This window comes from Stenotrophomonas sp. (genome assembly GCF_059505245.1).
Map to the genome: position 1 here is coordinate 26,720 of NZ_JCACKF010000024.1, position 19,404 is coordinate 46,123.

Here is a 19,404-nt window from a genome sequence, read left to right on the forward strand (position 1 = left end):
TTCATGGCAGGACGCCAAAGGGTCTTCATCATGCTGGGTATCCACCGCTGGCTGCGCGCCGGCCTGATCTTCACGCTGGTGGGTGCACTCGGCGCCTGCAGCAGCCGCATACCGGATGCACCGGAGCCGCTGGATCTGGTCAAGCCGATCAACCTTGCCGAGCCAGGCCAGACGGTGCGGTTCCAGTTCGAGACGAATCCCCGCAGTTTCTATCCGGGTCGACCCTACGTGCTGGATCTTGAGGTGCAGCGACATGGCCCCGGGCCTGACAGTGGGCTTGACATGGACACTGTTCATGTTCCCTTCCAGCTGTCCCTGCAGCGCTGGGTCGCAGGTGCCTGGCAGGACGTTGCAACGTCTGATGTCCATCAGGCAAGGGCGCGCAATCTGGGTCAGCCGCTACCCGAATGGCATGCATCGGCAGACTGGCGCTATGCGCATCAGGTATCGATGGACGCCAGCCGATACAGGTTGAACATCGTCACCCTGCCGATGGAAACCGATGCCCGCTACCGCCTGGATGTGCGCACGGTGCAGCCCACCCTCTTGCTCCAGCATTGCCCGGCACAGCTGCGGGTCCACGCGGACCCTCTGTCGGGAAAATGATCAGAGACTTGCGCCGCTCCGCCAACAACGCTGGAGGCGGCTCAGCCCAGACGGTGTGCCGGGTTCTGCTGCTGCTCCTGCTCACGGGCCTGCTGTTCGGGCACTAACCCCACGGCCGGCTGCTGCGAAGCCAACCCCAATTTCTGCATCGACTGCTCCACCGGCGTCTGTATCGCCACAGCCGTCGGCATCATCGCGCGCAGGTGCGCCGGATTGGCCGGGTCGCCCTGCACCACGAAGACGTTGTGCCCGGCCGGGTGCTGGGCCGTGGCGTTGCTGACCAGCACGTGGTCGACCTGCTGCAGGCCCTGCTCGCGGGCCAGCACAGTCAGGCTGGCGGTCAGGCGTTCGCTGGTCTGGTCGAACGGACGTCCATGCTGGGCGTCCAGTGCGGCCACGCCCTGACGGACCTGCTGGTTGAGGCCGTAGTCGGGGTGGTTGGGGGTGATCTCTGCCATGGCGATCGAACGGTAGCGGTGGGTCGGGGTGAACCCCGCCAGTATAGATCCGGCCGGTGAAGGGCGCCGGAAAGGTCAGTCCGCCGGCCGGTGGTCATAGCTGATCACCCGTTCGGCCAGCCAGCGCCCGTCCACGCGGCGCCAGACCTGGATGAAACGGGCCTGGCCGACCCAGTGCTCCACGCCGTCCTTGCCGCGCTCGTGGAAGCGGTGGTCGCCGATTTCCAGCGCCCGCTCGTCGTGCAGCGGGAATACCTGCAGCGAGGAGTCCACCAGCTCGCGCCGCAGGCGCCAGCCGTCCTTGCGCGCGTTGTCGCACAGGTTGGCCACGCTGCGGCGGAAATCCTCGCGGTTGCTGGCCGACTTGCCGTCCTTGTCATGGAAGAACTCCATGTCTTCGGTGGTCATCGCGGCGGCCTTGTCGGCGTCGCAGGCCTCGAAGGCGACGGCGAACAACTGGCTGTCGGCCTGGCGGATCTGTTCGCGCAGGTCATCGACGGGCGACGGTGCGGCGGCGAGGCCGGCGGCCAGCAAGGGCAGGGTGAGCAGCAGCATGGCAAGACTCCCGGGGATGGTCTGCGCAGGCTGGCATGCCGCTGACCGCGGCGGTACGGCGCTGCGACGAAACCGGGAAGGCGGGGTGCGAAGGCCGCGATTGCCGGTGCGGCTTCGCGTTGCGGCATGTGCAGGCGATGTCACGGGCGGGCGTGATTCCCTCACGGCTGCCACAGGACGCGGCCGCTAGCCTGCACTCCTCCCCTTCCACAGGAGCGCCCATGCCTGCTTCCCGCATCCGCCTGCATGTTGAAGATACCGGTGGCGACGGCCGCCCGGTGATCCTGATCCACGGCTGGCCGCTGTCTGCCGATGCCTGGAAGACCCAGGTGGCGATCCTGCGCGATGCCCAGCACCGCGTGATCAGCTACGACCGGCGCGGTTTCGGCCGCTCCGACAAACCGGCCGAGGGCTATGACTACGACACCCTCGCGGCGGACCTGGCGGGGTTGATCGAGGAACGTGACCTGCGCGATGTCACCCTGGTCGGTTTCTCGATGGGCGGTGGCGAGGTGGCGCGCTACGTGGCCAACCACGGCCAGGATTGCCTGCACAGTGTGGTGTTCGCTGCGGCGGTGCCGCCGTTCCTGCTGCGCAGTGACGACAACCCGGAGGGGCCGCTGACCCAGGACAAGGCCGATGAAATGCGCAGCGGATTGGAGAAAGACCGCGAGGCGTTCTTCGATGGCTTCACCCGCGACTTCTTCAGCGCCAATGGCCAGCTGATGGTGACCGAAGAAACGCGCCAGGCGGCGATCGCGCTGTGCCATCAATCCGACCAGACGGCGGCACTGGGCTGCATGCACGCGTTTGCCACTACTGATTTTCGGGATGACCTGAAAAAGATCACGGTGCCGACCTTGATCCTGCACGGTGACAGCGATGCCATCGTGCCGTTCGAGGGCTCCGGCCAGCGTACCCACAAGGCCATCAAAGGCAGCGAAGTGGTGATCCTGGAAGGCGCGCCACATGGCTGCAACACCAGCCACGCCGACCGCTTCAATCTGGCCCTGCTGAACTTCCTGAAGCGCTAAGCTGAGGCCATGCGCCAGACCAGGACCCCCCCATGGAAGAAGCCCAACCCCAAGGGCCAGACGTCGCAACCGCTATCGGATGCGCAGAAGGCGGCGGCACGGCAACGTGCCGAGGAGAACGGGCGGCGCTATCCCAACCTGGTCGACAACATGTGGGCGGCGAAGCTGCCGCGTGGGTCGTGATTCAAAGGCTGGCTGTGGGCCTGGTGTAGCGCCGAGCCGATGCTCGGCTGGCGCGCGGGGCGCGTGCCAGCCGGAGAAGGGGCAAAGGGCAGCGGAGCATGGGCTCGGCGCTAAGGGCCGGGCAGTGGCTGCCAGCCCGACTCCCTCCATGGCGCAACCTCGCGTTGCTGTACGTCAATGGCCTCGATTGGCAACCCGGCCAGCCGTGCCAGTTCCGCACGCAGCATTTCGGTGTCCAACGGCAGCGCGATGGCCACCTGCAGGCGGTCGCCCTGCTGCCGGACCTGCACGGGCACGACCGCATGGGCTTCATGCTCACCGCCGGTGCGACCGATCGGGTAGCGCATCGCCGTGGGCCGCCCCAGCTGTGCGAGCGCGGGTTGCCATGCCTGCAGCACGACGGGCTGTGCGGCCACGGGAACCTGCGCCTCGACGACGGTTCCCGCATAACCGGTGAGATTGTCCACCATCACCTGGAAGCGTGCGCCATCGGGGATGACCAGCACGGTGGCGATCAGCGCCATCAGCGAGAGGATGGCCGCGGCGACGTGCCAGCTGCGGGGTGCGGTGGCGGCGCGGGTTGCCGTGCGCAGGCCCGGCTTGCGCCGCAGCTTGCGCGCGTAGATGCGTCGATCCTTCCTGCGGGGGCTGCTGCTGTGCTCCGGCAGGTTCAACGGGACGCGTGGCATCCGGGCGACGCGCGCATTGATCAGGCGCGAGAGCAGCCACCATGCGAGCACGAACGCCAGCAGTGGCAGCAGCGTTCGTACCACCAGATACAGCATCACCATCGGGAACATCCTGCTTGGCACACACGGATTCAATCAACCTCGTCATCGTAACGGCGCTGCGCGGTGCGTGTCGCATCCGCCAGCCGACACGTGCGAAGCGCTTGGTTAGGATGGCTCTTTGCTGTCATGGATGAACCGATGAGCGCCGCCACTTCCCGAATCCGCCGCATCTGTGGGCAGGGGCCGATCCTGTTGATGCTCCAGTGGGTCGCGCTGCTGTCTGTGGTGCTGGCTGCCGGCTTCTTCCATTACCGCGTGGAGCTGTTGCTGGAGCCGGTGACGGTGGCCTGTGGGGGCCCGGACGCGCAGGCGCGATTGCAGGTTGCCGAACAGGTGATGGCGCGTGCGGGCGCACTGGATGACTGGCAACCCCTGGGCTGGATTCCATGGGTAGGCCTGGTGCTGGCCTTGCTGGGGGCCATGGCCGTATGCGCAAGCCGTGCGCTGTGGCTGCGCGATCGGCTGCGCACGGCGAACGTGGCGCTTATGGTGCTGCACGGTGGCGCACTGGCTTTGGCCGGATGGGTGCTGCACCTGTACGAGGATGCGTGGAGCAATGTGGCGCGGCTGTCACCCACGGCGTGCCTGGTGGAGCTGGTGTCGGAGGGCGATGTACCGCTGGAGCAGGCGCAGCGCGTGGTGTTCCACATCCTGACGCGGGTGAACGCGCCACTGCTGCGTAATCCGGATGATCTGGCGCTGGTGTTGACGGTGCTGTTGTTGGCCGCGATGGCCGGCGGCGTTGCCCTGTGGCGTGCGATCGCGCGGGCCCGGGCGGGCTGAGCACGCTCGGCGGCGTGCGGCAATCGCGCTACAGTCGACGCCTCGCCACTCCAGGGAAGACCCGATGCGCTTGTTGCTGCGTGCGTTGCCGTTGTTGCTGTTGTCGCTGGCGGTGCATGCCGCCGAGGTGGACCGCCGTATCGCGGTGACCATCGATGACCTGCCATGGGCACGGCTTGACCAGATCGTGCCGCCGGACCTGCAGGCGCGGCATGAGGCGTTGATGGCCCAGCTGCACCAGGCGGGCGTGCCGGTGGTCGGCTTCGTCAACGAGAACAAGCTTGAGGTGGAGGGACAGGTGCAGCCGGCGCGGGTGCAGATGCTGCGCGACTGGCGTGATGCCGGCTATGTGCTGGGCAACCACACCTACTCGCACATGGATCTGAATGCGAAGGGCCTGGCGGCGTTCCAGCAGGATTTCCTGCGCGGCGAGACGGTGCTGCGGCCGCTGCTGGCCGAGGAGGGGCAGGCGCCGCAGTGGATGCGCCACCCTTACCTGCGTGCCGGGCGCACCGCGGATGAGCGCGTGCAGATGGATGTGTTCTTCAAGCAGCATGGCTACCGCGTGGCACCGGTGACGGTGGACAACGGTGAGTGGGTGTGGGCGTTCGCCTACGCCAACGTGATGAACGAGCAGGCGGACTCGCCCTCGCGCGCGGCGACGCTGGCGCAGCTGCGCAAGGGCTACGTGCCGTACATGCTGAACAAGCTGGACTATTACGAGAAACAGTCGCAGGCGCTGCTGGGGTACGCGCTGCCGCAGGTGTGGCTGATGCACGCCAATGAGCTCAACGCGGCCACCTTCGCCGAACTGGTGGCGGCCACGAAGCGCCGCGGCTATCGCTTCATTTCGCTGGACGAGGCGATGCGTGACCCGGCCTATGCGCGGGGTGCCGAGGGCTACAACGGCCGCTATGGCCCGAGCTGGCTGCACCGCTGGGCGATGGCGGAGAACAAGCCGAAGGACTTCTACGCCGGCGAGCCCGAGGTGCCGGCGTGGGTGATGAAGCTGGCCAAGGTCGATTCGGAGTAAGGCTCAGCGCTTGACGGCCAGCACGCCGTCCAGCGCCAGTTCGGCCTTGAAACCGGCCTTTTCCAGGCGCTTGGCCACTTCGCGCGGCACGTCGCGGCCGCTGGTCAGCTTGTTCGGCGCACCGGTGTAGTGGAACAGGCGGCCGCCCTTGCGGATCACGCGGGCGAGGTGGTCGTAGAACACCTGTGAGTACAGCTCGCCGGCGATGCCGAAGCGCGGGGGGTCGTGCAGGATTGCGTCGACACTGTTGCTGGCCACCTGTTCGATCTGCTGCGAGACGTCACCGTGGCTGAACTGCAGGCGGCCACCGGCGGCAGCCGAGTCCGGATCCGGCGACCACGGGTTGAGCGTGCGCAGCCACATCACATCGGTGTTCTTCTCGAACGAGCGGATCTGGCCGACACCGGCTTCCAGCGCACAGGCGGCGAAGTAGCCGAGGCCACCGCAGGTATCGAGGATGACCTTGCCGGCCGGGGCGACCAGCTCCACCTTGCGGCGTGCATCCTCGAATGGCGACAGCTTCGAGGTCGGCAGCATCTTGATGCCGTCGATCTCGAAGGTCGGTGCGCCCCATTCGGTCGGCACCAGCTTGATCAGCGAGCCGCTGTAGCGCGAGATCGGCGCGAAGTCCTCGCCATCCCAGTAGTACAGCGTGCGGTCCTTCAGCTTGCCCGGCCAGGGATAGGGCTGGCCCCGGAAGTGGAAGCCGTCCGCATCGAGCGCCACGCTGTCCTGGCTGCGCCCGAGGTCGAGCGAGCCCTGCCAGTCGGCGGCGCCCTTTTCATGGGCACGGCGCAGGGTATCGGCGCTGTCGCGGGTCAGCAGGGGGCCGGTGTAATGGGGCACGGCGGGTACCGGGGCGGTTCGGGGGAGGGCATGGTACCGCAGCTGTTGTAGAGCCGAGCCCGCCCTAGGCTCCACCATGCCTGCATCCACGCATGGCGTGGATCTACTGCAAACGTAGCCGAGCGTGGGCTCGGCTCTACAGTTCAATCGCACTTCACCGCATACACCGGCCCAGCCCCGATCAGCATCAGCGCCATGTAGTCGCTGTCGCTGGCCTTGCCCTTCAGCGTCGCGCCCTTGTTGAAGTGGAAGATGCCGAAGCCGCCGGACATGCGGATCAGGGCACTGTCGATCTGGTCGGCGTCGTCGCGAAAGTAGCGGCTGATCTCGCTGGACGTGGCCTTGTGCAGGGCGTTCGGTTCGCGCTGCCACTGCTCGCCACGGCTGAAGGAAACGAAGTACTGGCCGCCTTCCTTGTCGATGCGGAAGTCGGCGGGCTTGCGCGCGCCGGTGGCGAAGCAGCCCTGCAATGGGTCGGCGGAGAAGGGAAGCCGCGCATCGTCGCCGCAGGCAGTGAGCAGCAGGAGGGCACCGGGCAGCAGCAGGTGGAGCGTGCGCATGGGATGTCCCTACAGGGCAGGTGCGGCTAGTGTAGGCAGCACGCGGGCGTGGCCCGTACAGAAATTCGGCAAGGACACAGGGGTTTTCGGATGGCGCAGGGCAAGGCACCGTGGTGCGGCGTGGCCAGTTGGCTGGGGATTGCTGTGGGGTGGGGGGCAGGCACCGTGGCGGCGCAGGCGGCAGTCGCTGCCGGTGGCAATGGCATGGCCGCTGGGCTGGGCGTGGGCGTGCTGGGCGCGGCCTTGGTGGGCGGCGGCCTGGCAGTGGCCGCGCGCGTGCGTGGCGAGCGCTGGCCATGGATCGGCATCAGCGGTGCGGTGCTGAGCGCGCTGCCGCTGCTGATGTACCTGCTGCGGATGATGCTGAAGCTCTGACTGTAGAGCCGAGCCATGCTCGGCTGATGGCCTGCGGCAGCCGAGCATGGCTCGGCTCTACAAGTGCGACGGCAGTCGGACAAAATCAGCTGCGGTGGATCTCCACCGTTACATGCACCAGTTCTTCGTGGATGGCCAGGGCGTTGCGCACGGTATCGGCATCCAGCGTGGCGTCACTGGTGACCACGCTGGCGCTGACCGCGTACTTGCCACGACCGACCTGCCAGACGTGCAGGTCGGCCAGGCGTGCCGGCCACGGGCCCTGTTCGATCACTTCGCGTACTTCGGCCACCACCGGCGCGTCCATCTGCGCGTCGAGCAGGATGCGGCCGCTGTCGCGCAGCAGGCCGACCGCCCACACCGTGACCAGTACGGCGCCAACCAGGCCCATCACCGGGTCCAGCCAGGTCAGGCCGAGCAGCTTGCCGCCGAGCAGGGCGACGATGGCCAGCACCGAGGTGGCGGCGTCGGCCAGCACGTGCACGTAGGCCGAGCGCAGGTTGAGGTCGTGACCGTGCGCATGCCCGTGGTCGTGGTGTTCGTGGCCATGCCCGTGGTCATGGCCGTGGTGATGATGCGCGTGGCCCGGGCTGTCGTGCAGCCACCAGGCACACAGCAGGTTCACGCCCAGCCCGACCGCCGCGATGGCGATGGCTTCGTTGTAGTGGATCGGTGCTGGTACCCACAGCCGCTCCAGCGACTGCACGGCCATCAGCGCGGCCACGCCGAGCAGGGCGATGGCGCTGGTATAGCCGGCCAGGATCTCGATCTTCCAGGTGCCGAAGGCGAAGCGCGGGTCGTGCGCGTAGCGGCGTGCGCAGCGGTACGCAAACACCGAGAGGCCCAGCGCCAGCGCATGCGAACTCATGTGCCAGCCGTCGGCGAGCACGGCCATGGAGTTGAACCACCAGCCGCCGACGATCTCCACGACCATCATGCTGACGGTGAGCCACAGGGCGCGGCGGGTATTGCGTTCGGCCAGCGGGTTGCCGTCGTCGAAGCGGTGTTCGTGGCGACGGGCGGCGGCAAGGGCGTCCAGGTGCATGGGGGCCAGCGGTGGAGTGGATACCCCCATAGGGTATATGATTCCGGCATGGCTCATGTACACAAGCATCGAAAGCAGTTGCTGACCCGGGTGCGCCGCATCGGCGGACAGGTGGCGGCGTTGGAGCAGGCGCTGGACAGGCCGGAGGGTGAGGCCGGCGACTGTGCGGACGTGCTGGTGCAGGTTGCCGCCGTGCGCGGTGCCGCCCATAGCCTGCTGATGGAGCTGCTGCACGAGCACCTGCAGGAACACGTGGTGGGCGCCGAAGACCCGCAGCAGCGGGCGGCCGAGGCCCAGGTGCTGGTCGAGCTGCTGCGCCGCTACGGCAAATGACCAGGTAGTGCCGGCCGCTGGCTGGCGACTGCAGGTTGTCTTCCCCGTTCATGAGGTTGCCGGCCAGCGGCCGGCACTACCCGTGGCGGTGTCGCGCGTTCCAGATATGCGTGGCGGCCAGCAGCAGGCTGCCGGTGACCGTCATCGGTGTTTCCCAGTCGTGCGAGGGCAGCGCCAACGCGCCGGCCAGCAGCAGGCCGAGCCCGGCGCCGGCGGTGGCCCAGGCCAGCACGGGCAGCGGGTGACGGCGTTCTGCCCGCCACAGCGCGTAGCCGGTCAGCGGCAAGGCGATGGCCACGAACAGCAGATGCACCCATTCCGCTTCGGCCCACGTGCCGAACAGCGGCAGCGCGGCGGCAAGCAGGGGCAGCGCCAGGCAGTGCAGCAGGCACAGGCTGGACAGGGCGACCGCGCTGGCATCAAGCAGGGCGGCAGAAGGCGACTTCATGGGGGGAGGTTCCTTGCGCAGAAATTGTTATACAGTAACATTTCCGTTCCGCAGCCAACCCGCTCCGACATGAACACTGTTTCCCGCGCCGACCGTCGCCTTCCGGTCACCGTGCTGTCCGGCTTCCTCGGGGCCGGCAAGACCACCCTGCTCAACCAGATCCTGCGCAACCGCGAGGGCTTGCGTGTGGCGGTCATCGTCAACGACATGAGCGAGGTCAACATCGATGCGCAGCTGGTACGCGAGGGCGGCGCCGAACTGCGCCGCACCGAAGAGACGCTGGTGGAGTTCAGCAATGGCTGCATCTGCTGCACGCTGCGCGATGACCTGCTGCAGGAAGTGCGGCGCATGGCCGATGCGGGGCGCTATGACTATCTGCTGATCGAGTCGACGGGCATCGGTGAGCCGATGCCGGTGGCGGCCACCTTCGCGGTACGCGACTATCAGGGCTTCAGCCTGAGTGACATCGCGCGCCTGGACACGATGGTGACGGTGGTGGATGGCAGCGCGTTTCTCGCCGACTTCGGCTCGACGCTGCGCCTGGCCGAGCGTGGCCAGCAGGCTGGGCGGGATGACGATCGCGGCGTGGTCGACCTGCTGTGCGAACAGGTCGAGTTCGCCGACGTGATCGTGGTCAGCAAGGTCGATCAGACCGATGACGAAGTGCTGCAGGACACGCTGGCCGTGCTGCGTGGCCTGAACCGCGACGCGAAACTGCTGCTGTCCAGCTTCGGTGACGTGCCGCTGGCCGAGCTGCTGGACACCGGTCGCTTCGACTTCGAGCGTGCGCAACGTGCGCCGGGCTGGGTAAAGGAGCTGCGTGGCGAGCACACGCCGGAAACCGAGGAGTACGGCATCGCCAGTTTCGTCTACCGCTCGCGGCGACCGTTCCATCCCGCGCGTTTCGCCCGCGCGTTGCAGTCGGGCATGCCGGGCGTGATCCGCAGCAAGGGCTGGTTCTGGCTGGCCAACCGCATGGACTGGGTGGGCGAGCTGAACACCGTAGGTGCCGCGACGCGGACGCAGGCGGCGGGGTTCTGGTACGCCGCTCGCGATCGCGTGCGTGCCGGGCTGGAGGACACGCCGCCGTTGCTGCCGCCCACGCCGCTGCCGTACAGCGACCTGGGCTGGGCGCGGCAGCAGGCCGATTGCTGGAGCGCACCGTTGCCGGGGCCGGAAGACTTCCCGGATGCGGCCGCGCACTCGGCGATGCAGCGCCTGTGGCACCCGTTGTGGGGGGATCGCCGCCAGGAGCTGGTGGTGATCGGCGTGCACATGGATGAGCGTGCGGTACGTGCGGAACTGGATGCCTGCCTGCTCAACGACCAGGAGCTGCGTGCGGGCCCGCTGCTGTGGCATCAGTTGCCGCAGGCGTTCCCGGTGTGGAAGCGGTGACGGTGCACTGAGGATCCATGGGCTGCCGGCCAGCGGCCGGCACTACCCCTGGTCGATACACCATCCACGCATGGCGTGGATCTACAAGGCGTCACGCCACTGCCAACCCCCGGTGCTCACCTGCAACACCTGCGTCGGCTGCAACGCCTGCAGCAGGTGCCGGTCGTGGCTGACCATCACCAGCGCGCCCGGCCATGCCACCAGCAGTTCTTCCAACGCCTGCAGGGCACCCAGATCGAGCGCATTGCCGGGCTCGTCCAGCAGCAGCATCTGCGGTGCGGGATCGGCATACAGCACGCTGGCCAGCGCGCCTTTCACCCGTTCGCCATCGCTGAGGTGATGGGCTGCACGCTGGATGCGTTGCGCGTCCAGCCCGAGCAGGGCCAGCCGTGTGCGCAGTTCACCGGTATCGGCCGCCGGGTTGGCAGCCTGCACGGTGTCGAGAATGCTGCGCTCGCCGGAGAGCCCCAGCAGCTGCTGGTCGAGCAGCGCCAGTGGTGCATGCCGTTGTACGTTGCCACTGCGTGCAGGCAACTGGCCGGCCAACACTCGCAACAGCGTGGACTTGCCACTGCCGTTGTCACCAACCACGGCGATGCGCTGGCCGCGGCGGATGTCCAGCTGCAACGGCGCGCGGCAGCCATGCGGCAGCACCAGCGACTCGGCCTGCAGCAGGCGTGCGCTGCCGCGTTCCCCCTCACCGGCAAACAGTGCGAGCTCCGGTGTGGCGTGAACCGCCGAGGCCGCAGCGCGCAGCTGGTCTGCGCTGGCCTGCAGGCGCTCGGCCTGTACCTGCTGTGCGCGGCCGTGGCTGCCCTCTGCACGTTGTTTCTGTCGGCCGAGCAGGATCGGCGCCTGGTTGGCCTGCTTTGCATCGCGATTGCCACGTGCCTGGCGTTGCTGCTGGCGTTCGTGCTGTTCGCGCGCACTGCGCTGCTGCTGCCGGTGCTGGGCGCGGGCGTGGTCGAGCTGTGCCGCGGCCGCTTCGCGTTCGGCGGCACGCGCGTCGGCGTAGTGCTGCCACGGCCCGCCATAGCGATGCAGCCCGCGCGCGTCGAGCTCGACGATCTGCTGCATGTGCGCCAGCAGTTCCCGATCATGGCTGATCACCAGCAGGCCGCCGCGCCACTGCTGCAACCGTTCGTACAACTGCTGGCGATGGCGGGCATCGAGGTGGTTGCTGGGTTCGTCCAGGATCAGCCAATCAGCGCCGCTGGCCCAGGCGCCGGACAGCGCCACCTGCATGGCCTGGCCGCCACTGAGGCGCGCGGCGGGTTGGGCCGGATCGAGGTCGTCGGGCAGCCGTAGCGCCTGCCATTGCTGCTGCAGGCGCTCGCGCAGGTCCCAACGGTCGCCGACGCAGGCGAAGTCGGCCTCGTCCACGCTGCCGGCTTCGATGCGTTGCAGTGCGGCCAGTTCAGCGCCAACGCCGGCCAGTTCACCGACCGTGCCAGCGGGTGGATAGCCGGGCGTCGGCAACAGGAACACGCGGCCGCTGCCGCGTACCTGCCCGTTCTCTGGCTGCACCCGGCCGGCGAGCAGGCGTGCGAGCACGCTCTTGCCAGCGCCATTGGCACCGACCAGGCCGGTGGCGACCGGATCGAAGGAAAACGTCAGATCGGAAAACAGCGGGCGGCCGTCGGCCAGTCGATACGACACGCGATCGAGCGTGAGGGAATACGGGGTCATGCGACCTCCATGGATGCCGGGTTCTCCCCTGCGCGCAGGGGCGGGAAGAGTCAGGCCGTCTGATGGGAAGACGGCGGCATCAATGGCGCATTGGTCGCGAGCCTCTTGGAGGAATGAGGGGCCAGTATAGCGGGACTGGCTGAATGGCTGCGTGCAGCGGTAGAGCCGAGCCATGCTCGGCTGACCTTAAGCACCACGCATGGCGTGGATCTACGGCACGGTACCCAGGCGGGCGCCGACGAAGTCGATGAACACCCGCAGCTTCGGCAGTACGTGTCGGCCCGAAGGCCACAGCAGGTGGAAGGTGCCGCAGGAGTGCACATGATCCTCCAGCACGGTGACCAGGCGGCCGTCGGCCAGCGCATCGCGCACCGAGTGCACCGGCACGAAGGCCAGGCCGACATCACGCAGTGCCAGCGCCACCCGCGCTTCGATGGTGTTGGCCACCATGTGCACCGGAAGTTCCTGCGGTGCTTCGTCATCGGGCCAGTGGATCGGCCACGGCTCCAGCTTGCCGGTGCTGGGGAAGCGATAGTGCAGCAGCGTGTGCTGCATCAGTTCCGCCGGCGTGCGCGGAACCCCGCGGCGCTGCAGGTAGCCCGGCGAGGCGATTACACGGCGCGGGAACACCCCCAGCCGGCGTGCGTTCATCCGCGAGTCGCTGGGTTCACCGACGCGCAGCACCGCATCGAAGCCTTCCTCGATGACATCGACCAGGCGGTCGCTGAAATCCAGGTCGAGGCGGATGTCCGGATACGCCGCCATGAACTCGGCCATCAACGGCAGGGTGAGATCGCCGACCAGCGGCAGGCTGATGCGCAGCGTGCCGCTGGGCGTGGCGTGCGGTTGTGCCAGCTCGGTGCGTGCGGCATCGCGCTCGTCGAGGATGCGCCGGCAGCGCGCCAGGAACAGCTGGCCCTCGGCGGTGAGCGTGATGCTGCGCGTGCTGCGGTGGAACAGGCGCACGCCCAGTGCATGCTCCAGCCGGGCAACGCACTTGCCGGCGGCAGATGCGGAGATGCCCTGCAGGCGCCCGGTCTCGACGAAGCTGCGCGTGTCGGCGGCGTGCACGAAGGTCTGCAGGTTGGCGAGATTGTCCAGGACTGACATCGGCGTAGGGGCAATGAAAGCGGCAGGGTAGGGGCGGCGTGATCACGGCGGGCGGCGCCGCCACCGCAACACTCTGGTGCAGGGTGGCGGCGCCTGCTGTTGCGGCCTTGCAGTTCCGGCCATCATGCCGATTGCGGACTCCACGGTCCATGATGCCCGGAGCGGCAACCGGCTTTTTGCGCTGCGCCGTGCTGCCTAACGTGGCGGGCCTCTCCCCACGGATCACCGCGATGAATGCCGCTCTTTCCCTCGAACCTGCACCGATGCTGCCTTCGGTGCAGCGGCTGCTGCAGCAGGTCCACCCGACGCGCCTGGTCGGTGCGGTGGTGCTGGTGTGCGAGCACGGCGTGCTGCGCCATGCCAGCGCGACCGGGCAGGCCGATCGCGAGTCGGCCCTGCCGATGCAGCACGATCAGCTGTTCCGGCTGGCATCGGTCAGCAAGCCGCTGTTGAGCACGGTGATCCTGCGCCTGGTGGCCGAGGGCGTGCTCGACCTCGATGCGCCGGTGCAGCGCTGGCTGCCGGACTTCCGGCCGGCGCTGGCCGATGGCCGCAGGCCGCCGATCAGCCTGCGCCAGCTGCTCAGCCACAGCAGCGGGCTGGGCTACCGTTTCCTGGAAGCCGATGCGCACGGACCGTACGCCCGGGCCGGCGTCAGCGATGGCATGGACGCCAACCCGGTGTCCCTGGCCGAGAACGTGCGCCGTATCGCACAGGCGCCGCTGCTGTTCGAACCGGGCAGCCAATGGCTGTACTCGTTGGGCGTGGACGTGGCCGGTGCAGTGGCCGAAGCGGCGACCGGTGAAACGCTGCAGGTGCTGTTCGAGCGTTTGCTGGCTGCCCCCCTGGGCCTGCGCGATACCGCGTTCGCCACGCGCGCTGCCGCACGGCTGGCCACGCCGTATGTGAGCGACACGCCCCAGCCGCATCGCCTGCAGGAAGGGGAGGTGGTCGTGCCGTTCGAGGGAACGGTGGGCATCGAGTACAGCCTTGCGCGTGCCCTCGATGCCAGCCGTTTCGCTTCGGCCGGCGCCGGCCTGGTGGGTACTGCCGATGACGTGATGTCGGTGCTGGAGGCGCTGCGTGACGTGCAGCGCTCCGGCCTGCTGCCGCCCGCGCTGGCGGCAGAGATGGCCAGCCCGCAGGTGGGCGAATTTGGGCCGCCGGAACCGGCCGGCTGGGGCTTCGGGCTGGGCTTTGCAGTACTGCGCGAGGCCGCTGCCAGCGGCACGCCGCAGCGCGAAGGCACCTGGCGCTGGGGCGGCGCTTATGGGCACAGCTGGTTTGTTGATCCGGCGCGTGGGCTGAGCGTGGTGGCGCTGACCAACACCCTGTACGAAGGCATGGATGGTGCCTTCGTCGATGACCTGCGCGATGCGGTCTATGCAGACCTGGAGGCTGCGCGATGAGCGGCCACGCCATCGATGCGGCCAGCCCGGCCGGTGAGGCCACACGCTTGCCGTGGGCGGGCCTGCTGGCGCTGGCAGGCGGCGGCTTCATCACCCTGTTGACCGAGACCCTGCCGGCCGGCGTGCTGCGACCGATGGGCGACAGCCTGGGCGTGAGTGATGCGGCGGTGGGCCAGCTGGTGAGCGTGTATGCGCTGGGCTCGGTGATGGCAGCACTGCCGATGACGGCGTTGACCCAGCGCCTGCCGCGGCGTCCGCTGTTGCTGGCGGCCATCGCTGGCTTCGTGGTGGTCAACACGTTGACGGCGCTGAGCAGCAGCTATGCGCTGATCCTTGCTGCGCGTTTCCTGGCCGGGGTGAGCGGTGGCCTGCTGTGGTCACTGGTGGCTGGCTATGCCGCACGCATGGTGGTGCCGTCGCTGCAGGGGCGCGCGATCGCGGTGGCGATGGTGGGATCGCCGTTGGCGCTGTCACTGGGCGTGCCGGCCGGTACGTTGCTGGGCCAGCAGGTCGGCTGGCGCTGGGCGTTCGCGTTGATGAGCGTGCTGGGCGTGGGCCTGCTGGCGTACGCGCGCTGGGCACTGCCGGCGCTGCCAGCGGCCGGTGCCGGTCAACGTGCGTCGCTGGCCAAGGTCTGGCGCATGCCGGGCGTGCGCAGCGCGCTGCTGGTGATGGTGCTGTACGTGCTGGCGCACAACGTGCTCTACACCTACATCGAACCGTTGGCGGTGGAGGCGGGTGCCGGCCCGTGGCTGGACCGGCTGCTGCTCGCCTTCGGCGTGGCGGCGATTGCCGGCATCGGGATTGCTGGTTGGGGCGTGGATCGCCACCTGCGTGCGCTGGTGTGGGCGGCGGTGATCGGCTTCATCGTACCGGTGCTGGCCTTGCTGGTATGGCCCGGCGTGGCCAGCGCGCTGCTGCTGGCGACGATCCTGTGGGGCGTGGCGTTCGGCGCGGTGCCGACCCTGTTCCAGACCGCCTTGGCACGACGCGCCGGCGCCGCTGCGGACCTGGCGCAGTCGATGCTGGTGACCGGCTGGAACCTGGCCATTGCGGCCGGCGGCGTGGCAGGCGGCGTGCTGCTGCAGGCCAGCGGCCCGAGCCAGCTGGGATGGTTGCCGCTGCTGTTGCTGGCGGTGACCGTCGCGTGGTTGCTGGCACGGCCGAAGGCGTGGGCGTAAGCGCCGATCAATGCTGGCGCGGTGCCGGCCAGCGGCCGGCACTACCGTGGGCCGCGCCATCCACGCATGGCGTGGATCTACCGAGTGCAGCGACCCGCGTTTGCTTTCTTCTGTTGATTCCGTGGTAGGGCCGCCGCCGGAACCTGTCAGAGACCGTCCCGGCCAACGCCGGGATAGCTGTACGCGACCCACCACCAGGGGCTCTGCCGTTGGCCGTCCTACTCGATCCCTTCACGCTCGATCGGCACGCTGCGCGGGTTCTGCATGTGCTCGCGTGCAGCGCCGTACTGCTGCTGCCGCTTGTGGTGGAAGGCGACGAACTCATCACGCGGCAGCGGCCGCGAGAACAGCCAGCCCTGGCCGAATTCCACATGCCGGCTGTGCAGGTAGGCCAGCTGCGCTTCGGTTTCCACGCCCTCGGCCACTACCCACAGGCCCAGCTCCTTGGCCATGTCGATGATGTGCGGCGTGACCGGGCTGGTGGCGCTTTCGGTGCCGATCGCATCGATGAACGACTTGTCGATCTTCAGCGCATCCAGTGGCAGCTGCTGCAGGTACTGCAGGCTGGAGAAGCCGACGCCGAAATCGTCGATCGCCACGCTGTGGCCGGCGCGGCGGGCGGCGGCAAGCATGGTGCGCGCGCGGTCCAGGTCGAGGAAGCCACGTTCGGTGGCCTCCATCCAGATCTGCTGCGGCAGGATGCCGCTGCCGGCCATGTGCCGGGAAATCATCTTCAGGGCGCGGCCGCTGCTGATGTCTTCGGCGGCGAGGTTGATCGCGATGTGCGCGCTGCGGTCGGCCACCAGCAGCTCGCGCATGTCGCGCACCACGTTCTCGATCACCAGGTCGGTGACGTCGGCGATCATGCCGGCCTCTTCGGCCAGCGGAATGAACAGGTCCGGCCGCACCTGGGTGCCATCCGGGCGTTGCCAGCGCACCAGCGCCTCGGCACCGACGCAGATGCCGGTGTCCAGTTCGATGATCGGCTGGTAATGCAGGTACAGCTCGCGGCGGCGGATGGCGGTGGCGAGCTCACCGCGCAGCGACAGGCGGCGCCGCGACAGCCAGATCACCAGGCCGGCCCCGGCGGCGGCCAGCAGCAGGCCGACCGGCACGTACAGCCATGCCTGCTGGCGGAAGGCGGCGGCCAGCGCGGTGCGCGGCGTGGTGGCGATGGCCAGCCATTCCTCGTTGCGCGCGCTGGCGAACAGCGTGGCGTGATCCAGGCCTTCGCCGGGGTCGCGCAGCAGTGCCTGCAGCAGGTCCGGATCCAGGCCGGGCTGTTTGGCCAGCAGGCGTCCATCGGGGCTGGCCAGCGCCAGCCGCACGTTCGGGTCGGCAATGACATCGACGAAGCGGCGCGGGTCCACCAGTGCGTCGTAGGACCCATACAGGACCGCCAGCACCTGGCGGCGGCCGCTGATTTCCGGGCGCACATCCACTGCAATGCCTGCGCCATCGCTGGTGACGTGGTCCGGCGTGGGTTGATCCACATCGGACAGGAACGGACCCCACGAGGTGCAGCGCAGCTTGCCACCTTCGAAGTAGCCCATCTGGTCGATCGATGGGGTGGTCATCACCAGGGTCTGCATGCGCCGGATGTGTTCGGGGCTGCAGGGTACGTAGGCGCCGGCCTCGGCCGATTTCAGTGCCGCCAGCGCTTCCTGGTAGGACAGGTCGGAGCGGCGCAGGGTGCGATCGGCGATGTCGCGCAGGCGCTGCTGTTCGACGCTGATCGCGCGGTCCCAGGTGGCGTAGGCCATGACCGCGATCGGCAGCGCAGCGGCCAGCAGGGCCAGGGCGGTGCCGCCGATGATGACGCGCAGCCGGCTCATGGCCGGGGCTCCAGCGGGGCGGGCGGGGCAGGGCGCATGGTGGGCCGGTCCTTGGGCAGGTGCGGCTATCTGAGCATGGCGCCGGGCCGGGCGGAATGGGATCAATACGGTATTCGGTCACATTGTGGTGAAAGCGGCCCGCTTTGACGCAATAGGTCCGTCTGGCGCTGGCGCTCGGCGCCGCGGAGGACTACCGTCGAATGCTTCGCCCGCCCCTTTTGCCCGCGCCCATGACCGAGCCCGCAACGCCCCCCGAGCACCTGCGCCGCAGCCTGTCCAACCGCCACCTGCAACTGATCGCCATCGGCGGTGCCATCGGCACCGGCCTGTTCATGGGATCGGGCAAGACCATCAGCCTGGCCGGCCCCTCCATCGTCTTCGTCTACCTGATCATCGGCGCGATGCTGTTCTTCGTGATGCGCGCGATGGGCGAACTGCTGCTGTCCAACCTGCAGTACAAATCCTTCATCGATTTCTCCACCGACCTGCTCGGCCCGTGGGCCGGGTTCTTCTGTGGATGGACCTACTGGTTCTGCTGGATCGTCACCGCCATCGCCGATGTGATCGCCATTGCCGCCTACGCGCAGTTCTGGTTCCCCGGGCTTGAAGCCTGGAAACCGGCGCTGGCCTGCGTGATGCTGCTGCTGGCATTGAACCTGGTGACGGTGAAGCTGTTCGGCGAAATGGAATTCTGGTTCGCGCTGATCAAGATCGTGGCGATCTGCGCGCTGATCATCACTGGCGCCGGGCTGGTGGCGTGGGGCTTCACCTCACCCAGCGGCCACACCGCGTCGCTGTCGAACCTGTGGAATGACGGTGGCATGTTCCCGATGGGGCTGGTCGGCTTCTTTGCCGGCTTCCAGATTGCGGTGTTCGCCTTCGTCGGCATCGAGCTGGTCGGCACCACCGCCGCCGAAACCGCCGACCCCGAGCGCAACCTGCCCAAGGCGATCAACTCGATCCCGGTGCGCATCATCATCTTCTACGTGCTGGCGCTGATCGCGATCATGGCGGTCACCCCGTGGCGCCAGGTGGTGCCGGACAAGAGCCCGTTCGTGCAGCTGTTCGTGCTGGCCGGCATTCCCGCCGCCGCCAGCCTGATCAACTTCGTGGTGCTGACTTCGGCCACGTCCTCGGCCAACAGCGGCATCTTCTCCACCAGCCGCATGCTGTACGGCCTGGCCGAAGAGGGCCACGCCCCGCGCGGGCTGTCGAAACTGTCGCGCGCCGCAGTGCCGGCCCGTGGCCTGCTGTTCTCGTGCCTGTGCCTGCTGGGCGGCACGCTGCTGATCTACCTGATTCCCAACCTGGTGACCGCCTTCACCCTGGTGACGACACTGGCGACGGTGCTGTTCATCTTCGTCTGGTCGCTGATCCTGGTGGCCTACATGGCCTATCGCCGTCGCTATCCGGAGCGCCATGCTGCATCGATCTTCAAGATGCCCGGCGGCGTCGCGATGTGCTGGGCGTGCCTGGTGTTCTTCGCCGCCGTGCTGGGGCTGCTGAGCCTGCAGGGCGACACCCGCCAGGCGCTGATCGCCAGCCCGGCGTGGTTCGTGCTGCTGGGCGTGGGCTATTGGGTGCGTCGGAGGACCGCGAAGTGATCCGAAGTGGGGTCAGATCCCGTTGCTCAGCAACGGGATCTGACCCCGGCAGGTCGCGGGAGGTTGCCGGCCAGCGGCCGGCACTACCACGGGTGCAGGACGCCGCCCTGCCGGCCCCCATTCACCCAACA

General features: G+C 68.2%; 21 protein-coding genes. 11 read left to right on the top strand and 10 right to left on the bottom strand.

Annotated elements, in window-relative coordinates:
* Window positions 1–30: 30 nt before the first annotated feature.
* On the top strand, window positions 31–606 hold the full coding sequence (locus tag AC5JLE_RS10375; protein ID WP_496065291.1) for a hypothetical protein: 576 nt from the start codon (window positions 31–33) through the stop codon (window positions 604–606).
* A gap of 41 nt (window positions 607–647) precedes the next feature.
* On the opposite strand, the gene AC5JLE_RS10380 is transcribed toward AC5JLE_RS10375, so the two are convergent.
* Both AC5JLE_RS10380 and AC5JLE_RS10385 read right to left on the bottom strand, forming a co-directional pair.
* Window positions 648–1,064 carry an XVIPCD domain-containing protein gene (locus tag AC5JLE_RS10380; RefSeq protein WP_164111033.1) on the bottom strand — a complete coding sequence of 139 codons (417 nt, stop codon included), beginning with the start codon at window positions 1,062–1,064 and terminating at the stop codon, window positions 648–650.
* A 75-nt stretch (window positions 1,065–1,139) separates the two neighbouring features.
* Window positions 1,140–1,619: a nuclear transport factor 2 family protein gene (locus AC5JLE_RS10385; protein WP_164111032.1), complete on the bottom strand. Its 480-nt coding sequence runs from the start codon at window positions 1,617–1,619 to the stop codon at window positions 1,140–1,142.
* Between the two features lie 221 nt (window positions 1,620–1,840).
* Between AC5JLE_RS10385 and AC5JLE_RS10390 the strand changes: the two genes are divergently transcribed.
* Both AC5JLE_RS10390 and AC5JLE_RS10395 read left to right on the top strand, forming a co-directional pair.
* Complete coding sequence (locus tag AC5JLE_RS10390) at window positions 1,841–2,653, top strand: alpha/beta fold hydrolase (RefSeq protein WP_164111030.1); 813 nt, start codon at window positions 1,841–1,843, stop codon at window positions 2,651–2,653.
* A gap of 9 nt (window positions 2,654–2,662) precedes the next feature.
* Window positions 2,663–2,836, top strand: coding sequence for a hypothetical protein (locus AC5JLE_RS10395; protein WP_005415066.1), 174 nt, complete (start codon window positions 2,663–2,665; stop codon window positions 2,834–2,836).
* Window positions 2,837–2,946: 110 nt separating this feature from the next.
* Here AC5JLE_RS10395 and AC5JLE_RS10400 read toward each other — a convergent pair whose 3' ends face one another.
* Window positions 2,947–3,627, bottom strand: a complete 681-nt coding sequence (locus tag AC5JLE_RS10400; protein WP_069118052.1) for a hypothetical protein — start codon at window positions 3,625–3,627, stop codon at window positions 2,947–2,949.
* A 138-nt stretch (window positions 3,628–3,765) separates the two neighbouring features.
* Between AC5JLE_RS10400 and AC5JLE_RS10405 the strand changes: the two genes are divergently transcribed.
* Together AC5JLE_RS10405 and AC5JLE_RS10410 are read left to right on the top strand one after the other, a co-directional pair.
* The gene (locus AC5JLE_RS10405; RefSeq protein WP_014645753.1) at window positions 3,766–4,410 is read left to right on the top strand and encodes a hypothetical protein; all 645 of its coding nucleotides are present in this window, start codon (window positions 3,766–3,768) and stop codon (window positions 4,408–4,410) included.
* Window positions 4,411–4,474: 64 nt separating this feature from the next.
* Entirely contained in the window at window positions 4,475–5,443 is a 969-nt protein-coding gene (locus AC5JLE_RS10410; RefSeq protein ID WP_164111027.1) for a polysaccharide deacetylase family protein, read from the top strand.
* A 3-nt stretch (window positions 5,444–5,446) separates the two neighbouring features.
* Here the strand turns inward: AC5JLE_RS10410 and AC5JLE_RS10415 are convergent, their stop codons facing one another.
* Window positions 5,447–6,367 carry a class I SAM-dependent methyltransferase gene (locus AC5JLE_RS10415; RefSeq protein WP_306813912.1) on the bottom strand — a complete coding sequence of 307 codons (921 nt, stop codon included), beginning with the start codon at window positions 6,365–6,367 and terminating at the stop codon, window positions 5,447–5,449.
* Window positions 6,368–6,432: 65 nt separating this feature from the next.
* Complete coding sequence (locus AC5JLE_RS10420; protein ID WP_032961770.1) at window positions 6,433–6,849, bottom strand: hypothetical protein; 417 nt, start codon at window positions 6,847–6,849, stop codon at window positions 6,433–6,435.
* A 90-nt stretch (window positions 6,850–6,939) separates the two neighbouring features.
* Between AC5JLE_RS10420 and AC5JLE_RS10425 the strand changes: the two genes are divergently transcribed.
* Window positions 6,940–7,224, top strand: a complete 285-nt coding sequence (locus AC5JLE_RS10425) for a hypothetical protein (protein ID WP_032961769.1) — start codon at window positions 6,940–6,942, stop codon at window positions 7,222–7,224.
* Between the two features lie 85 nt (window positions 7,225–7,309).
* Here the strand turns inward: AC5JLE_RS10425 and dmeF are convergent, their stop codons facing one another.
* Complete coding sequence (dmeF, locus tag AC5JLE_RS10430; RefSeq protein ID WP_032961767.1) at window positions 7,310–8,269, bottom strand: CDF family Co(II)/Ni(II) efflux transporter DmeF; 960 nt, start codon at window positions 8,267–8,269, stop codon at window positions 7,310–7,312.
* 48 nt (window positions 8,270–8,317) lie between these two features.
* Here dmeF and AC5JLE_RS10435 point away from each other — a divergent pair, with 48 nt between their 5' ends.
* The gene (locus tag AC5JLE_RS10435) at window positions 8,318–8,602 is read left to right on the top strand and encodes a metal-sensing transcriptional repressor (RefSeq protein ID WP_041863029.1); all 285 of its coding nucleotides are present in this window, start codon (window positions 8,318–8,320) and stop codon (window positions 8,600–8,602) included.
* Between the two features lie 76 nt (window positions 8,603–8,678).
* Here the strand turns inward: AC5JLE_RS10435 and AC5JLE_RS10440 are convergent, their stop codons facing one another.
* Window positions 8,679–9,050: a MerC domain-containing protein gene (locus AC5JLE_RS10440; RefSeq protein ID WP_046428559.1), complete on the bottom strand. Its 372-nt coding sequence runs from the start codon at window positions 9,048–9,050 to the stop codon at window positions 8,679–8,681.
* 69 nt (window positions 9,051–9,119) lie between these two features.
* Between AC5JLE_RS10440 and AC5JLE_RS10445 the strand changes: the two genes are divergently transcribed.
* Window positions 9,120–10,445 carry a GTP-binding protein gene (locus AC5JLE_RS10445; protein ID WP_495233414.1) on the top strand — a complete coding sequence of 442 codons (1,326 nt, stop codon included), beginning with the start codon at window positions 9,120–9,122 and terminating at the stop codon, window positions 10,443–10,445.
* Window positions 10,446–10,526: 81 nt separating this feature from the next.
* Here the strand turns inward: AC5JLE_RS10445 and AC5JLE_RS10450 are convergent, their stop codons facing one another.
* Entirely contained in the window at window positions 10,527–12,134 is a 1,608-nt protein-coding gene (locus AC5JLE_RS10450; protein WP_495233413.1) for an ATP-binding cassette domain-containing protein, read from the bottom strand.
* Window positions 12,135–12,344: 210 nt separating this feature from the next.
* Window positions 12,345–13,244, bottom strand: coding sequence for a LysR family transcriptional regulator (locus tag AC5JLE_RS10455; protein ID WP_014645763.1), 900 nt, complete (start codon window positions 13,242–13,244; stop codon window positions 12,345–12,347).
* A gap of 230 nt (window positions 13,245–13,474) precedes the next feature.
* Between AC5JLE_RS10455 and AC5JLE_RS10460 the strand changes: the two genes are divergently transcribed.
* Window positions 13,475–14,653, top strand: coding sequence for a serine hydrolase domain-containing protein (locus AC5JLE_RS10460; RefSeq protein WP_495233412.1), 1,179 nt, complete (start codon window positions 13,475–13,477; stop codon window positions 14,651–14,653).
* Window positions 14,650–15,834, top strand: coding sequence for an MFS transporter (locus AC5JLE_RS10465; protein ID WP_014645765.1), 1,185 nt, complete (start codon window positions 14,650–14,652; stop codon window positions 15,832–15,834). Before AC5JLE_RS10460 ends, AC5JLE_RS10465 begins: the two co-directional genes overlap by 4 nt.
* A gap of 218 nt (window positions 15,835–16,052) precedes the next feature.
* On the opposite strand, the gene AC5JLE_RS10470 is transcribed toward AC5JLE_RS10465, so the two are convergent.
* A complete protein-coding gene (locus AC5JLE_RS10470) occupies window positions 16,053–17,669 on the bottom strand; it encodes an EAL domain-containing protein (protein ID WP_049441460.1) in 1,617 nt (538 codons plus the stop codon).
* 230 nt (window positions 17,670–17,899) lie between these two features.
* Here AC5JLE_RS10470 and cycA point away from each other — a divergent pair, with 230 nt between their 5' ends.
* Window positions 17,900–19,273, top strand: a complete 1,374-nt coding sequence (gene cycA / locus AC5JLE_RS10475; protein ID WP_053496312.1) for a D-serine/D-alanine/glycine transporter — start codon at window positions 17,900–17,902, stop codon at window positions 19,271–19,273.
* Window positions 19,274–19,404 lie beyond the last annotated feature (131 nt).

Bases quoted from the DNA above. Each gene is read 5' to 3' on its own strand.
- AC5JLE_RS10425 (WP_032961769.1), top strand. From the start codon at position 6,940: ATGGCGCAGGGCAAGGCACCGTGGTGCGGCGTGGCCAGTTGGCTGGGG.
- AC5JLE_RS10465 (WP_014645765.1), top strand. From the start codon at position 14,650: ATGAGCGGCCACGCCATCGATGCGGCCAGCCCGGCCGGTGAGGCCACA.
- dmeF (WP_032961767.1), bottom strand. From the start codon at position 8,269: ATGCACCTGGACGCCCTTGCCGCCGCCCGTCGCCACGAACACCGCTTC.
- AC5JLE_RS10380 (WP_164111033.1), bottom strand. From the start codon at position 1,064: ATGGCAGAGATCACCCCCAACCACCCCGACTACGGCCTCAACCAGCAG.
- AC5JLE_RS10440 (WP_046428559.1), bottom strand. From the start codon at position 9,050: ATGAAGTCGCCTTCTGCCGCCCTGCTTGATGCCAGCGCGGTCGCCCTG.
- AC5JLE_RS10385 (WP_164111032.1), bottom strand. From the start codon at position 1,619: ATGCTGCTGCTCACCCTGCCCTTGCTGGCCGCCGGCCTCGCCGCCGCA.
- AC5JLE_RS10420 (WP_032961770.1), bottom strand. From the start codon at position 6,849: ATGCGCACGCTCCACCTGCTGCTGCCCGGTGCCCTCCTGCTGCTCACT.
- AC5JLE_RS10410 (WP_164111027.1), top strand. From the start codon at position 4,475: ATGCGCTTGTTGCTGCGTGCGTTGCCGTTGTTGCTGTTGTCGCTGGCG.
- AC5JLE_RS10395 (WP_005415066.1), top strand. From the start codon at position 2,663: ATGCGCCAGACCAGGACCCCCCCATGGAAGAAGCCCAACCCCAAGGGC.
- AC5JLE_RS10400 (WP_069118052.1), bottom strand. From the start codon at position 3,627: ATGGTGATGCTGTATCTGGTGGTACGAACGCTGCTGCCACTGCTGGCG.
- AC5JLE_RS10470 (WP_049441460.1), bottom strand. From the start codon at position 17,669: ATGAGCCGGCTGCGCGTCATCATCGGCGGCACCGCCCTGGCCCTGCTG.
- AC5JLE_RS10435 (WP_041863029.1), top strand. From the start codon at position 8,318: ATGGCTCATGTACACAAGCATCGAAAGCAGTTGCTGACCCGGGTGCGC.
- AC5JLE_RS10375 (WP_496065291.1), top strand. From the start codon at position 31: ATGCTGGGTATCCACCGCTGGCTGCGCGCCGGCCTGATCTTCACGCTG.
- cycA (WP_053496312.1), top strand. From the start codon at position 17,900: ATGACCGAGCCCGCAACGCCCCCCGAGCACCTGCGCCGCAGCCTGTCC.
- AC5JLE_RS10445 (WP_495233414.1), top strand. From the start codon at position 9,120: ATGAACACTGTTTCCCGCGCCGACCGTCGCCTTCCGGTCACCGTGCTG.
- AC5JLE_RS10390 (WP_164111030.1), top strand. From the start codon at position 1,841: ATGCCTGCTTCCCGCATCCGCCTGCATGTTGAAGATACCGGTGGCGAC.
- AC5JLE_RS10460 (WP_495233412.1), top strand. From the start codon at position 13,475: ATGAATGCCGCTCTTTCCCTCGAACCTGCACCGATGCTGCCTTCGGTG.
- AC5JLE_RS10455 (WP_014645763.1), bottom strand. From the start codon at position 13,244: ATGTCAGTCCTGGACAATCTCGCCAACCTGCAGACCTTCGTGCACGCC.
- AC5JLE_RS10415 (WP_306813912.1), bottom strand. From the start codon at position 6,367: ATGGTGGAGCCTAGGGCGGGCTCGGCTCTACAACAGCTGCGGTACCAT.
- AC5JLE_RS10405 (WP_014645753.1), top strand. From the start codon at position 3,766: ATGAGCGCCGCCACTTCCCGAATCCGCCGCATCTGTGGGCAGGGGCCG.
- AC5JLE_RS10450 (WP_495233413.1), bottom strand. From the start codon at position 12,134: ATGACCCCGTATTCCCTCACGCTCGATCGCGTGTCGTATCGACTGGCC.